The organism is Micromonospora sp. C41 (assembly GCF_018070485.1).
Lineage (GTDB): Bacteria > Actinomycetota > Actinomycetes > Mycobacteriales > Micromonosporaceae > Micromonospora > Micromonospora chalcea.
Window position 1 is genome coordinate 134,235 of record NZ_JAGPXP010000001.1, and the last position, 16,039, is coordinate 150,273.

Here is a 16,039-nt window from a genome sequence, read left to right on the forward strand (position 1 = left end):
ACACAAGGAGTGCGCGGTCCATGGCTGACGAGGCGAAGCTTCTCGACTACCTCAAGCGGGTCACCGCTGACCTGCACCAGGTGCGCCAGCGCCTGCGCGAGGTGGAGGCCGGTGAACAGGAACCGGTCGCCATCGTCTCCATGAGCTGCCGCTTCCCCGGCGGGGTGCGCTCTCCCGAGGACCTGTGGGAGGTGGTCGCGTCCGGCCGGGACGTGGTCACCGACTTCCCCGAGGACCGCGGCTGGGACCTCGGGTCGCTCTACGACAGCGACCCCGAACAGAGCGGCACGTCGTACACGCGGCAGGGCGGCTTCGTCCACGACCTGGCCGACTTCGACCCGGGCTTCTTCGCGATCTCCCCCCGCGAGGCGCTGGCGATGGACCCGCAGCAGCGCTGGCTGCTGGAGACATCGTGGGAGGCCCTGGAACGGGCCGGCATCGACCCGCACTCGCTGCGCGGCAGCCGCACCGGCGTCTTCGCCGGCAGCACCGGCCAGGACTACGGCACCGTGCTGATGGGCGCCGCGCAGGGCCTGGAGGGGCACCTGATGACCGGCAACGCCGGCAGCGTGGTCTCCGGCCGGATCGCCTACACCTTCGGGCTGGAGGGCCCGGCGGTCACCATCGACACCGCCTGCTCGTCCTCGCTGGTCGCCCTGCACCTGGCGGGGCAGGCGCTGCGGCAGCGGGAGTGCACCCTGGCGATCGTCGCCGGGGTCACCGCCATGTGCACCCCGGCCGCCTTCGTCGAGTTCTCCCGGCAGCGCGGCCTCGCCGCCGACGGCCGCTGCAAGGCGTTCGCCGCCTCCGCCGACGGGACCGGCTGGTCCGAGGGCGTCGGCGTCCTGGTGCTGGAGCGGCTGTCGGACGCGCAGCGCAACGGCCACCCCGTCCTCGCCGTGGTGCGGGGCAGCGCCGTCAACCAGGACGGCGCCTCCAACGGCCTGAGCGCCCCGAACGGGCCGTCGCAGCAGCGGGTGATCCAGCAGGCGCTGGCCAACGCCGGCCTCGCCACCGGCGGCGTGGACGTGGTGGAGGCGCACGGCACCGGCACCCGGCTCGGCGACCCGATCGAGGCGCAGGCGCTGCTCGCCACGTACGGGCAGGACCGGGGGGACTCGGCGCCGCTGCTGCTCGGGTCGGTCAAGTCGAACATCGGTCACGCCCAGGCCGCCGCCGGTGTCGCCGGTGTGATCAAGATGGTCATGGCGATGCGGCACGGCGTCGTACCGCCCACCCTGCACGTGGACGAGCCGACGCCCGAGGTCGACTGGTCGGCCGGCGAGGTGTCGCTGGTGACCGAGGCGACGCCGTGGCCGGCGGTGAGCCGGCCGCGCCGCTCGGCCGTCTCCTCGTTCGGGGTGTCCGGCACGAACGCCCACACCATCCTGGAGCAGGCTCCGGAGCCCCAGCAGTCCCCGTCGGCCGCCGCCGCGTCGCCGGTCGAGCGGCCGGTCGTGCCGGTGCCGGTGTCGGCCCGGGACGCGGCCGGCCTCGCCGCGCAGGCGGGCCGCTGGGCGGCCCGGATCGCCGCCGACGAGACCCTGCGGCCCCTGGACGTGGCCTTCTCGTCGGTCACCTCACGCTCCACCCTGGAGCACCGGGCCGTGGTTTCCGCGACCGGCCGTGAGGAGTTGCTGGCCGGGTTGCGTGCCCTGGCCGCCGGGCAGCCGTCGGGTGCGGTCGTCACGGGCCAGGCCGGCGGCCGGGGTCCGTTGGCGGTGCTGTTCTCCGGCCAGGGTGCGCAGCGCGCCGGCATGGGCCGGGAGTTGTACGCGGAGTTCCCGGTGTTCGCCGCCGCCCTCGACGAGGCGTGCGGGCACCTGGACAGGGCCCTGCCGCGCCCGCTGCGCGAGGTGCTCTTCGCCGAGCCGGGTTCGGCTGAGGCGGAGCTGCTGGATCAGACGGTGTTCACGCAGGCGGGGTTGTTCGCGGTCGAGGTGGCGCTGTTCCGTCTCGTCGAGTCCTTCGGCGTCGCCCCCGACCTGGTCGGCGGCCACTCGATCGGTGAGGTCACGGCCGCGTACGTGGCGGGGGTGCTGTCGCTGGAGCACGCCTGCGCGTTGGTGGCGGCGCGGGGCCGGTTGATGCAGGCGCTGCCCGCCGGGGGTGGGATGCTGGCCGTCGCGGCCACCGAGGCCGACGTGGCGGCCACGCTGGACGGGTTGGCCGGAGTGGGGATCGCGGCGGTCAACGGTCCGCAGGCCGTCGTGGTCTCCGGCGCCGTCGAGGCCCTCGACGAGGTGGAGCGGGTCTGGCGTGAGCGGGGCGTACGCGTCCGCCGCCTCACCGTCAGCCACGCGTTCCACAGTCCGTTGATGGAGCCGATGCTCGCTGATTTCCGGGCCGTTCTCGACGGGTTGGAGTTCGCCGCGCCGGTGCTGCCGGTCGTGTCGAACGTGACCGGTGCCCTGGCCGGCGATGAGATCCGCACGCCGGAGTACTGGGTGCGGCACGTGCGCGAGGCGGTGCGTTTCGCTGACGGGGTCGCCGCGCTGCGCGCCGCTGGGGCGGACACGTTCCTGGAGATCGGGCCGCGCAGCGTGCTGACCGCGATGGTCGGCGACATCCTGCCCGCCGACGACGCCGTGCTCGCCGTGCCGGCGCAGCGCGCCGACCGGCCCGAGGCGCACGGGCTGCTGGCCGGGCTGGCCGAGTTGCACGTGCACGGGGTGGCGGTCGACTGGCGGCAGTGGTTCGCCGACACCGGCGCGCGGCGCGTCGACCTGCCCACGTACGCCTTCCAGCACCAGCGCTACTGGCCCGAGGCGGGCGCCGGGTGGACCGGCGACGTCACCGCCGTCGGCCTGCGCCCCGCGCAACACCCCCTGCTCGGGGCCGCCGTCGGCGTCGCGCACGCCGAGGGATTCCTGTTCACCGGCCGGCTGGCCCGGCGTACCCACCCGTGGATCTGTGACCACGTCGTCTTCGACACCGTGCTGCTGCCCGGCACGGGCTTCGTCGAACTCGCCCTCCAGGCCGGCGCGCACGTCGGCGCGGACCACGTCCGCGAACTCACCCTGGAGTCGCCGCTGATCCTGCCGGAGACCGGGGGCGTCGACATCCAGCTCTGGATCGGCCCGGCCGACGAGACCGGCTGCCGGTCCGTGTCGCTGCACTCCGCCCAGGACGGCGAGCCGGCCGAGGGCGCGGGCGAGCGGACCTGGACCCGCAACGCCAGCGGTGTGCTGGCCAGCGGCCCCGCCGCCCCGAGCGGCCCCGCCGGCTGGTCCGACCTGACCACCTGGCCGCCGCCGGGCGCCACCGAGGTCGGCACCGACGACCTCTACCTGAACCTCTCCGCCCAGGGCTACGACTACGGTCCGTCCTTCATCGCCCTGCGCTCCGCGTGGCGGCGCGGCGACGACCTCTTCGCCGAGCTGGCGCTGCCCGAGGCCCCCGCCGCCGAGGCCGGCGGGTACGGCCTGCACCCGGCCCTGCTCGACGCGGCGCTGCACACCCTCGGCCTGACCACGTCGGCCGGAGAGCCTTCAGGGGCGGGCATGCCCCCGGGGTACGGCCGGCTGCCGTTCTCCTGGAACGACGTCGCCCTGCACGGCGCCGGGGCCGCGGCGGCCCGCGTCCGGGTCTCGCACACCGGCCCCGACAGCATCTCGCTGCTGCTCACCGACGTCGCCGGTGCGCCCGTCATCTCCGTCGGCTCCCTGGTCCTGCGGCCGGTCTCCGCCGACCAGCTCCGCACCGCCTCCGGCGGCGGCACCGAGTCGCTCTTCCAGGTCGATTGGGCGCCGCTCGCGCTGCCCGCCGGCCCGTCCACTGCCGACTGGGCGGTCATCGGCGACGCCGCGGCGCTCACCGACGCGGTCGCGGCCACCGGCACGGCCGTGGCGGCGTACCCCGACCTGACGGCCCTGGCCACGGCGATGGACGACGGGACGGACGCGCCCGGCGTGCTGGTCCTGCCGTTGCTCGACCCGCCCGCGTCGGCGGACGTGCCGCGCGCCGTCGCCGAGGCGACCCACCGGGTGCTTGCCGTGCTCCAGCAGTTCCTCGCCGAGGAGCGCTACGCGGTGTCCAGGCTGGTGGTGCTGACCTCGGGCGCGGTCGCCACCGACCGGGACGCCGACCTGACCGACCTGGCCGGCGCCGCCGCGATCGGCCTGCTCCGCTCCGCCCAGTCGGAGAACCCCGACCGGTTCGTGCTTGTCGACGTCGACGACGTGGCCGGCTGTGCCGCCGTGCTCGTCCCGGCCGTCGCGACCGACGAACCGCAGGTCGTGATCCGCGCGGGTGTCGCCGCCGGCGCCCGGCTCACCCGGGTTCCCGCCCCGGCCGAGCCGCCGGCCGCCCCGTTCGACTCCGACGGCACCGTCCTGATCACCGGCGCCACCGGCACCCTCGGCCAGCTGATGAGCCGGCACCTGGTCAGCACGTACGGCGTCCGGCACCTCATCCTCACCAGCCGGCGCGGCCGCGCCGCCGGGGGCGTCGCGGAGCTCTGCGCCGAGCTGGAGGCGCTCGGCGTGAGCGTCACCGTCGCCGCCTGCGACGTCGCCGACCGCGCCGCCGTGGCCGAGCTGCTGGCCGGCATCCCGGCGGAGCACCCCCTCACCGCTGTCGTCCACGCCGCCGGCGTCCGCGACGACGGCGTCATCTCCTCGCTCACCCCCGAGCGGATGGACGGCGTGCTGCGGCCCAAGGTCGACGCCGCGTGGCACCTGCACGAGCTGACCGCCGACCTCGGCCTGAAGGCGTTCGTCTCGTACTCCTCGCTGGCCGCCACCGCAGGCGGCCCGGGCCAGGGCAACTACGCCGCCGCCAACGCGTTCCTCGACGGGCTGGCCCACCACCGCAAGGCGCGCGGCCTCGCCGCGCTCACCCTTGCCTGGGGCCTCTGGGCCGACCGCAGCGGCATGACCACCGAGCTGGACGACGTCCACCTCAACCGGATCTCCCGCTCCGGGGTCGCCGCCATGGAGGCCGAGGAGGGGCTCGCGCTCTTCGACGTGGCCTGCCGCACCACCGACGCCGCGCTCGTCCCGGCCCGGCTGGACCTCGCCGCGATGAAGGTGCAGTTCGCCGGCGGGAGCATCCCGCCGCTGTACCGGGCGCTGATCCGCACGCCCGCGCGCGCCGCCGCGGCCACCACCGGCGCGTCACTGGTGCAGCAGCTCGCCGGGCTGGGCGACGCCGAGCGGGCCGCCGCGCTGGTCGAGATCGTCCGCGGGCAGGCCGCCGCCGTGCTCGGCTACCCCGACCCGGCGGCCATCGAGCCGCGCCGGGCGTTCAGCGAGTTCGGCTTCGACTCGCTGACCGCCGTCGAGATGCGCAACCGGCTCAACAACGCCTTCGGGATGCGGCTGCCGGCCACCCTCGTCTTCGACTATCCGACCCCGCACGACCTGGCGGGCTTCCTGGGTACGGAGATCGCCGGCACCCCGGTCCCCGTGCGACCCGCGACGACCACCGTGCCGGTCGGCGACGACGAGCCCCTCGCGATCATCGGCATGGCCTGCCGGCTGCCCGGCGGCGTGTGGTCGCCCGACGACCTGTGGCGGCTGGTGGTCGACGGCGTCGACGCGATCAGCGACCTGCCGACCGACCGTGGCTGGGACCTCGACAGCCTCTACAGCCCCGACCCCGACGCCCCCGGCACCTTCTACGCCCGCGGCGGCGGCTTCCTCAGCGGCGTCGACCGGTTCGACCCCGGCTTCTTCGGCATCTCGCCCCGCGAGGCCCTGGCCATGGACCCGCAGCAGCGGCTGCTGCTGGAAACCACCTGGGAGTCCTTCGAGTCCGCCGGCATCGACCCGGCCGACGTACGGGGCAGCAGCACCGGCGTCTTTGTCGGCACCAGCGGCCAGGACTACGGCTCGCTGCTCGCGTACTCGCCGGAGGCCGCCGAGGGCTACATGCTGACCGGGATGACCAGCAGCGTCATCTCCGGCCGGGTGGCGTACACGTTCGGGCTGGAGGGGCCGGCGGTGTCGCTGGACACGGCCTGCTCCTCGTCGCTGGTGGCCCTGCACTGGGCCGGTCAGGCGCTGCGGCGCGGCGAGTGCGACATGGCCCTCGCCGGTGGCGTGATGGTGATGGCCACCCCGACCGCCTTCGTCGAGTTCTCCCGGCAGCGCGGCCTGGCCGCCGACGGCCGGTGCAAGTCGTTCGCCGCGTCGGCCGACGGCACCGGCTGGTCCGAGGGCGTGGGCATGCTGCTCGTGCAGCGGCTCTCCGACGCGCGCCGGCAGGGCCGCACCGTGTACGCGGTGGTGCGCGGCTCGGCGATCAACCAGGACGGCGCCTCCAACGGGCTGACCGCCCCGAACGGTCCCTCGCAGCAGCGGGTGATCCGGCAGGCGCTGGCGTCGGCCCGCCTTACCACGGCCGACGTGGACGTGGTCGAGGCGCACGGCACGGGCACGACGCTCGGTGACCCGATCGAGGCGCAGGCCCTGCTGGCCACGTACGGGCGGGAGCGGCCCGCCGACCGGCCGCTGCTGCTCGGCTCGATCAAGTCGAACATCGGCCACGCCCAGGCCGCCGCCGGGGTGGCCGGTGTGATCAAGATGGTGCAGGCCATCCGGCACGGCCTCGTCCCGGCGACGCTGCACGTGGACGAGCCGTCCCCGCACATCGACTGGACCTCCGGCGCCGTCGAGCTGGCCACGGAGTCGCGGCCGTGGCCGGTGGTGGACCGGCCGCGCCGGGCGGCGGTGTCGTCGTTCGGCATCTCCGGCACGAACGCCCACGTGATCATCGAGCAGGGTGACGAGCCGGTCGACGCCGCACGCGTGGACACCCGGCCCGGCCTCGTGGATTCCGGCGTCGTGGCATGGCCGCTGTCGGGGCGGTCGAGGGAAGCCCTGACCGGCCAGGCGGCCCGGCTGGCCCGGCACGTACGCGAGCACGGCGAGGTCGATGCGGCGGCGGTGGGCTGGTCCCTGACGACGACCCGGTCGACGTTCGACCACCGGGCGGCAGTGGTCGGGTCGAGCACGGAGGAGTTGCTGGCGGGGCTGGACGCTCTGGCGTCGGGGTCGCCGGCCGGCAACGTGGTCGCGGCGGCGGCTCTGTCGCATGGCGCGGGTGCGGTGTTCGTGTTCCCGGGTCAGGGTGCGCAGTCGGCGCGGATGGCGGCCGGTCTGGTGGGTCGGACGCCGGTGTTCGACGCGCGTCTGGCGGAGTGTCAGCGGGCCCTGGCCCCGTACCTGGACGTCGATCTGGTGTCGGTGTTGACGGGTGACGACGAGTCGTGGCTGGCGCGGGTGGAGGTCGTGCAGCCGGTGCTGTGGGCCGTCGGCGTCGCCCTCGCCGCCGTGTGGCAGCACGCGGGTGTGGTTCCGGCGGCGGTGATCGGTCACTCGCAGGGTGAGATCGGCGCGGCGTGTGTGGCGGGGATCCTGTCGCTGGGGGACGCGGCGAAGGCGGTGGCGTTGCGCTCCCGGGCCCTGACCGCGCTGCGGGGCACCGGGACGATGGCGTCGGTCGACCTCCGCGCGGACGCGGTGACGGAGCGGCTGCCGGGCTTCCCCGGGGTGGGCGTCGCGGCGGTGAACGGTCCGTCGACGGTGGTGGTGTCGGGTCCGCCGCAGCCGGTCGCGGATCTGGTGGAGGCGTGTCAGGCCGACGGGGTGCGGGCGCGGTTGATCCCGGTGGACTACGCGTCGCACTCGGCGGCGGTGCAGGAGGTGGCCGAGCGGTTGCGCGCCGATCTGGCCGACGTGAGCCCGCAGCCGGGGCACACTCGGCTCGTCTCGACGTTGACGGGGGACTGGGTGGACCCGTCCTCGATGGACGCCGGCTACTGGTACGACAACCTGCGGCAGACCGTGCGCTTCGACGCCGCCGTGCGGGTGGCGGTCGAGGCGGGTCACACGACGTTCGTCGAGATCAGCCCCCACCCGGTGCTGACGATGCCGGTGACGGCGATCCTGGACGACGCCGGCGTCACCGGGCACACCCTGGGCAGCCTGCGCCGCGGTGACGACGACCCGACGCGGCTGCTGACGAACCTCGCGACCGCCCACGCGATCGGCCTGCCCGTCGACCTGACGGCCGTCCTGGCCGGGACCGACCCTGTCGCCCTGCCCACGTACGCCTTCGACCACCAGCGGTACTGGGTCGAGCCGCCGGCGCACCGGGCGCAGGACGTCAGCTCCGCCGGTCTCCAGGACGCCGGGCACCCGCTGCTCAGCGCCACGCTGACGTTCCCCGACAGCGAGCGGATGGTCTTCACCGGGCGGCTGTCGGTGCGTACCCACCCGTGGCTCGGCGAGCACCGGGTGATGGACAACATCCTGCTGCCCGGCACCGCCTTCGTGGAACTCGCCACGTACGCCGGTGCGCAGGCCGGCTGCCCGACGGTGGAGGAGCTGACGCTGCTCGCCCCGCTCGTCCTGCCCGAACTCGGCGCGCTCCAGGTGCAGCTGACGGTCGGCGACCGCGACGACGACGGGCGGCGCACCGTCCAGCTCCACTCCCGGCCCTACCGGGACGGCTCCGACGAGATCCTCGCCGACGTCGCCTGGACCTGCCACGCCACCGGCCTGCTCGGCCCGCAGCCGGCCGACGCCGCGCCCGCCTTCGACCTGGGGGTGTGGCCGCCGCCCGGCGCGACGCGCGTCGAGTCCGACGACTTCTACTCCGGCATCGAGGCGACCGTCTTCGGGTACGGGCCGGCGTTCCGGGGTCTGCGTGCCGCGTGGATCCGCGACGACGAGGTCTTCGCCGAGGTCGAGCTGCCCGCCGGCCACCACGCCGAGGCCGGCCGCTTCGGCGTGCACCCGGCGCTGCTCGACGGCGCGCTGCAGGCCATGTCGATCGGCGGTTTCCTCGGCCGGATGGGCGACGGCGCCGACGCCGGCGTGCCCCGTCTGCCGTTCGCCTGGACCGGGGTCTCCCTGCTCGCCGCCGGGGCCACCGCCCTGCGCGTGCGCGTCGCCGCGGCCGGCGAGGTCGGCGTCTCGTTCCAGGTGGCCGACGCCACCGGCGCCCCGGTGCTGCACGTCGACTCGCTGATCATGCGCCGTGTCTCCGGGGACTCCCTCGGCGCGGCCCGCTCCGGCCGGCACGAGTCGCTGTTCCAGGTGGACTGGCCCGTGCTGCCGGTGCCCACCGGCCCCGTGCCGGCGGCCATCCGCTGGGTGGCGCTCGGCGACGACCTGGTGCTCAGCGCGGCCTGCGAGGCGGCCGGTGCCCGGGTGCGTACCGACGTCGGGCTCGACACCCTCGGCGACCTGCTCGCCGGGGGTGAGCCGGCGCCCGAGCTGGTGATCGTCCCGGTCGGCGACGCCGGGAACCCGTCGGACCCGGACCTCGCCGCGCAGGCGCGCGCCGCCACGCACCGTACGCTCGCCGCGTTGCGGACCTGGCTCGCCGACGACCGGTTCGCCGACTCGCGGCTGGTGCTCGTCACCCGGGACGCGGTCGCGGCGGGGGAGCAGGAGCAGGTGAACCTGCGCCAGGCCCCGGTCTGGGGCCTGCTGCGTGCCGCCCAGCTCGAACACCCGGGCCGGTGCCAGCTCGTCGACCTCGACGACGCCCCGGACAGCGCCGCCGCGCTGGCCGCCGCCATCGCCTCCGGCGAGCCGCAGCTCGCCGTGCGCGACGGGCAGGTCCGCACCCCACGGCTCGGCCGGGTTCCGGCCGGTGTCGAGCCGCTGCCCGGCGGGATCGACCCGGCCGGCACCGTGCTGATCACCGGCGGCACGGGCGTGCTGGGCCGCATCCTGGCCCGCCACCTCGCCACCAGCCACGGCGTACGGCACCTGCTGCTGGCCGGGCGGCGCGGCGCGGCGGCCGAGGGGATCGGCGACCTGGTCGACGAACTCGCCGGCTCCGGTACGGAGGTGACCGTCGCGGCCTGCGACGCCGCCGACCCCGAGGCCCTGTCGGCGCTGCTGGCCGGGGTGCCGGCAGCGCACCCGCTCACCGGCGTGGTGCACGCCGCCGGCGTCCTCGACGACGGCGTGCTGGAGTCGATGACCCCCGAACGGGTGGACGCGGTCGCCGTGCCGAAGATCGACGCCGCCTGGCACCTGCACCGCCTCACGGCCGACGCGAACCTTGCGGCCTTCGTCCTGTTCTCGTCGGCGGCGGCCACGCTGGGCAGCGCCGGCCAGTCCAACTACGCGGCGTCGAACGCCTTCCTCGACGCCCTCGCGGCGCACCGCCGGGCACGCGGGCTCGCCGGCATCTCGCTCGCCTGGGGCCTGTGGGCGCAGGCCAGCGGCATGACGGGCCACCTCGGCGGCGACGACGTGCGGCGGATGGCCGAGCAGGGCGCCACCGGCCTGGCCACCGAGCAGGCGCTGGATCTCTTCGACGCCGCGTGGCGGCTCGACGCGGCAACCGTCCTGCCGATGCGCCTGGACGTCGGGACGCTGCGCGGGCAGGCGGAGACCGGCACCCTCGCGCCCATGCTCCGGGCCCTGGTCCGGGTGCCGCTGCGACGCTCCATGGACGCCACCGGTGCCCGCTCCGGCGGGGTGCAACTCGGTCGGCGGCTCGCCGGACTGGCCGCCCCGGAGCGGCTCAAGGTGGTGCTCGACGTGGTACGCGCGAACATCGCCGCCGTCCTCGGCCACGCCGGCTCGGACGCGGTCGACCCGAACCGGCTCTTCACCGACCTGGGCTTCGACTCGCTCACCGCCGTCGATCTGCGCAACCGGCTCAACAGCCTGTCCGGCCTGCGGCTGCCGGCGACGCTCGTGTTCGACTACCCGACGCCGACGGCGCTCGCCGAGAAGCTGACGAGCGAGATCGCCGCCGACGCGGCGCCCTCCACCCAGCCGCTCTTCCAGGGCATCGACACGGTGGAGAGCCTGCTCACCGCCATCCCGCTCGACCCGGCGGCCCGCGCCCGGTTCACCGCCCGGATGCAGGACCTGCTCGCCAAGGCGTCCGACCTGGCGGCCGGGCCCACCGTCGAACCGGACCGGCCAGACCTCGACTCGGCCAGCGACGACGAGATCTTCGACTTCATCAGCAAAGAGTTTGGAATCTCCTGAGATGACCAACCTTCGGACCGAGGCAGGGGCCACCCGATGAGCGACGACAAGCTGCGGTACTTCCTGAAGCGGGTGACAGCCGACCTGCACGACACCAAGCGCAAGCTGCAGACCGTCGAGGCCCGCGACCAGGAGCCGCTGGCCATCGTCTCGATGAGCTGCCGCTTCCCGGGTGGCGTGCGGTCGCCGGAGGACCTGTGGGAGCTTGTCGCCGACGGCCGGGACGCGCTCACCGAGTTCCCGGACGACCGGGGCTGGGACCTGGAGGCGCTCTACGACCCCGACCCGAACAAGCCGGGCAAGAGCTACACCCGCATCGGCGGGTTCCTCGACGGCGCCGGTGACTTCGACCCGTCCCTGTTCGGGATCTCGCCGCGTGAGGCCCTCGCCATGGACCCACAGCAGCGGCTGCTGCTGGAGACGTCCTGGGAGGCAGTCGAGCGGGCCGGCATCGACCCGCTGTCGCTGCGCGGCAGCTCCACCGGTGTCTTCGTCGGGCTGAGCACCTCGAACTACGGCATGGGTCTGCCGAACGTGCCCGAGGGCGTCGACATGTACATCGGCACCGGCAACACCACAAGCGTGGCGTCCGGCCGGATCTCGTTCACCCTCGGCCTCAACGGCCCGGCCGTCACCGTGGACACCGCCTGCTCCTCCTCGCTGGTGGCCCTGCACCTCGCCGTGAACGCCCTGCGCCGCGGCGAGTGCGACCTGGCCATCGCCGGTGGCGTCACCGTCATGGTCACCCCCGGCGTGTTCGTCGTCTTCTCCCGGCAGCGCGGCATGTCCGTCGACGGCCGGTGCCGGGCCTTCGCGGCCGGCGCGGACGGCACCGGCTGGGGCGAGGGCGGCGGCGTGCTCGTCGTGGAGCGGCTGGCCGACGCCGAACGCAACGGCCACCCGGTCCTCGCCGTGATCCGGGGCAGCGCCCTCAACCAGGACGGCGCCTCCAACGGGCTCACCGCCCCCAACGGCCCCTCTCAGCAGCGGGTCATCCGCCAGGCCCTCGCCAACGCCCGGCTCGGCTCCGCCGACGTCGACATGGTCGAGGCGCACGGCACCGGCACCACCCTCGGCGACCCGATCGAGGCGCAGGCGCTCATCGCCACGTACGGGCAGGACCGCCCGGCCGACCGTCCGCTGTGGCTGGGCTCGGTGAAGTCGAACATCGGCCACACCCAGAGCGCCGCCGGCGTCGCCGGGCTGGTCAAGATGGTGATGGCGCTGCGTAACGGCGTCATGCCGGAGACCCTGCACATCGACGAGCCGTCCCCGCACGTGGACTGGACGGCCGGGGCGGTTTCCCTGCTCACCGAGTCCAAGCCGTGGCCGGAACTGGACCGCCCCCGCCGCGGCGGCGTCTCCTCCTTCGGGGTCAGCGGCACCAACGCCCACGTCATCCTGGAGGAGTACCGCCCGCGCGTCGCCGAGGCGGCGACCGTCGACGGCGGGCAGGCGGACGGGACCGGCGCCGTCGAGCCCGCGCGCCGGCCGGGCCTGGTCGCGTCGGACGTGACCCTCTGGCCGGTGTCGGCCCGGTCGAGGACCGCCCTGGGCGGGCAGGCGGCCCGGCTCGCGGACTTCCTGCGCAGGCGCGGCGAGATCGATCCGGCGGCGGTCGGCTGGTCGCTGGCCACCACCCGCTCGACGTTCGACCACCGTGCCGCCGTCGTCGGGTCGACCGCCGACGAGCTGCTGGCCGGGCTGGACGCCCTCGCCGCCGGCCAGCCGGCGGGGAACCTCGTCACCGGTACGGTCACCAGCGCCGGCGCAGGTCCCGTGTTCGTGTTCCCGGGTCAGGGGGCGCAGTCGGCGCGGATGGCGGCCGGGCTCGTCGGTCGTACGCCGGTGTTCGACGCGAAGCTGGCCGAGTGCCAGCGGGCCCTGGCGCCGTACCTCGACGTGGACCTCGTCGCGGTGTTGACCGGTGACGACGAGTCGTGGCTGGAGCGGGTCGAGGTCGTGCAGCCGGTGCTGTGGGCCGTCGGCATCGCCCTGGCGGCCGTGTGGCGCGCGGCGGGCGTCGTCCCGGACGCGGTGATCGGTCACTCCCAGGGCGAGATCGGCGCGGCCTGTGTCGCCGGGATCCTGAGCCTGGAGGACGCCGCGAAGGCAGTGGCGTTGCGGTCGCGGGCGCTGACGGTGCTGCGGGGGACCGGGACGATGGCGTCGATCGACCTGTCCGCCGACGCGGTCACCGAGCGCCTGGGGGAGTTCCCGGGCGTCGGAGTCGCGGCCGTCAACGGGCCGTCCACCGTCGTGGTGTCCGGCCCGCCGCAGCCCGTGGCCGACCTCGTGCAGGCGTGCCAGGCGCAGGGCGTCCGCGCCCGGCTGATCCCCGTGGACTACGCGTCGCACTCCGAGGCCGTGCGGCAGGTGGCCGAGCAGCTCCGCGCGGACCTGGCCGGCGTCACCCCGCGGGCCGGCCACACCCGGCTGGTCTCCACCCTCACGGGCGAGTGGGCCGACCCGCTCACCATGGGCGCGGAGCACTGGTACGACAACCTGCGGCAGACCGTGCAGTTCGACGCCGCGGTCCGTACGGCGGTCGCCGCCGGGCACACCACGTTCGTCGAGATCAGCCCGCACCCGGTGCTGACGATGCCGGTCACCGCGATCCTCGACGACACCGGCGCGAGCGGGCACACCCTGGGCAGCCTGCGCCGGGGCGACGACGACGCGACCCGGCTGCTGACCAACCTCGCCACCGCGTACGCCGTCGGCCTGCCCGTCGACCTGGCGGACGTCCTCGCCGAGACCGAGGTCGCGCCGCTGCCCACGTACGCCTTCGACCACCAGCGGTTCTGGCTCGACGGCAGCGGCGGGCCCGACCTGGAGACCCTGCTGTCGGGCATGAGCGGCGACCCGGGCGACGCGGGCTTCTGGGCCGCCGTCGAGAGCGGGGACGTCACGGCGCTCGCCGAGACCATCGCCACCGAGGAGACCCCGGCACACGAGGTTCTCGACGCGCTGCTGCCGGCCCTGCCGATGCTCACCTCCTGGCGCCGGCAGCGGCGCCGGCAGGCCGACATCGACAGTTGGCGCTACCAGGACACCTGGAAGCCCCTGACCGGCGTCGCCAACCGGGGCATGGACGGCACCTGGGTCGTGGTCATGCCGACCGGCGACATCATCGAGCCCTGGCAGGACGCCTGCGTCGAGGCGATCGCGGCGGCCGGCGCGACGCTCGTGCCGGTGGCCGTCTCCACGCCCGACGTCGACCGCGACCAGTTCGGCAAGCTGCTGCAGGAGGCGCTCGCCGCCGGACCGGGCGGCGACGCCACCGCCGACGTCGCCGGCGTGGTCTCGCTGCTCGCCTTCGACGAGCTGGCCCACCCGCTGTACCCCTCCGTGCCCGGCGGCTTCGCCGCCACCGTCGCGCTCTTCCAGGCCCTCGGCGACATCGGCCTGCGCGCGCCGATGTGGAGCGTCACCTCCGGCGCCGCGTCGGTAGGCATGGCCGACCTGCTGCGCGCCCCGGCGCAGTCGCTGGTCTGGGGCTTCGGCCGGGTCGCCGCGCTGGAGCACCCGCAGCGCTGGGGCGGCCTCGTGGACCTGCCCGAGGCCGTGGAGGACCGCTGTGCCGACCTGCTGGTCGCGGCCCTCACCACCGCCGGGGACGAGGACCAGATCGCGGTACGCCCGAGTGGCCTGCTCGCCCGCCGGCTCACCCGCGTCCCGCTCGGCGACAGTCAGCCCGCCAACCCGTGGCAGCCGTACGGCACGGGGCTCGTCACCGGCGGCACCGGCGCGCTCGGTGGGCACGCCGCCCGCTGGCTGGCCCGCAGCGGTGTGGAGAACATCGTCGTCGTCAGCCGGCGGGGCATGGCCGCGCCCGGCGCGCAGCAGCTCGTCGACGACCTCACCGCGCTGGGCGCCCAGGCCACAGTGGTCGAGTGCGACGCCTCCGACCGCGACGCCCTGGCCGAGCTGATCGAGGCGATCCCCGCCGAGTACCCGCTCACCGCGGTCGTGCACGCCTCCGCGGTCCTCGACGACGCCATGATCAACGACATCCGGCCCGAGCAGATCGAACGGGTGCTGCGGGCCAAGGTCGACGTCGCGTACAACCTGCACGAGCTGACCCTCGACCACGAGCTGTCCGCGTTCGTCATGTTCTCGTCCTTCGCCGGCAGCGTGGCCAGCTCCGGCGTCGGCAACTACGCCCCGAGCAACGCGTTCCTCGACGCGCTCGCCCAGCACCGCCGGGGCCTCGGCCTCACCGCCACCTCCGTCGCCTGGGGGGCGTGGGCCGGCGGCGGCATGGCCGACGGGCCGCTCGGCGAGCTGCTGCACCGCCACGGCGTACCCGAGATGACCCCGGAGGCGGCGATCACCGCGCTGCACCAGGCCGTGGACCACGGCGAGGCGTTCCTCACCATCGCCGACATCGCCTGGGAACGGTTCTCCGTCGCGTTCACCGCCACCCGGCCCGGTCCGCTGATCAGCGACCTGCCGGACGTGCGGCGGCTCGCCGCCGCCGAGGCGATGGACAGCGTGGAGGTCGGCGACGGCCCGGAGTCGTTGCGGGAGCGGCTCGCCGGGCTGCCCGCCGCCGAGCGGTTCGCCGTGCTGCTCGGCCTGGTCCGTGGCCAGGTCGCCGCCGTGCTCAACTACCCGTCCGCCGACTCCGTGGACGAGCATCGGGCGTTCCGGGAGCTGGGCTTCGACTCCGTCACCGCCGTCGAGCTGCGTAACCGGCTCGGCGCGGCCACCGCCGTGGCCCTCCCGGTCACCCTGGTCTTCGACTACCCGACCCCGACGACCCTGGCGGAGTACCTCTACGCCGAGGTCGCCCACGACGACGTGGTCACCCCGAACGCGCTCCTCGACGATCTGGACCGGATCGCCGAGGGCCTCGACGTGGTCGCCCGGGACGAGGCGGCCCGGGTGCGGGCCACCGTACGCCTGCAGGCGATGCTCTCCCGGCTCGGCCAGGACAGCGGTGGCGCCGACATCGGCCGGCACCTCGACGACGCCACCGACGACGAACTGTTCGCGATGGTGGACAAGGACCTCGGCATCTCCTGACCCAGCTCCAGCTCTCTCCCGTCTCTTTCGAGGAAGCG

Annotated in this window: 2 protein-coding genes; both read left to right on the plus strand. The window is 75.0% G+C overall.

Annotation, left to right across the window (positions count from 1 at the left end):
* The first annotated feature begins 20 nt into the window (after positions 1-20).
* The gene (locus KBX43_RS00065) at positions 21-10,970 is read left to right on the plus strand and encodes a type I polyketide synthase (protein ID WP_210882113.1); all 10,950 of its coding nucleotides are present in this window, start codon (positions 21-23) and stop codon (positions 10,968-10,970) included.
* 36 nt (positions 10,971-11,006) lie between these two features.
* Complete coding sequence (locus KBX43_RS00070; RefSeq protein WP_210882115.1) at positions 11,007-16,001, plus strand: type I polyketide synthase; 4,995 nt, start codon at positions 11,007-11,009, stop codon at positions 15,999-16,001.
* Positions 16,002-16,039: the final 38 nt, after the last annotated feature.

What these genes read in the sequence shown, in the direction of transcription:
- KBX43_RS00065 (WP_210882113.1), top strand. Translation starts at nt 21, where the DNA reads ATGGCTGACGAGGCGAAGCTTCTCGACTACCTCAAGCGGGTCACCGCT.
- KBX43_RS00070 (WP_210882115.1), top strand. Translation starts at nt 11,007, where the DNA reads ATGAGCGACGACAAGCTGCGGTACTTCCTGAAGCGGGTGACAGCCGAC.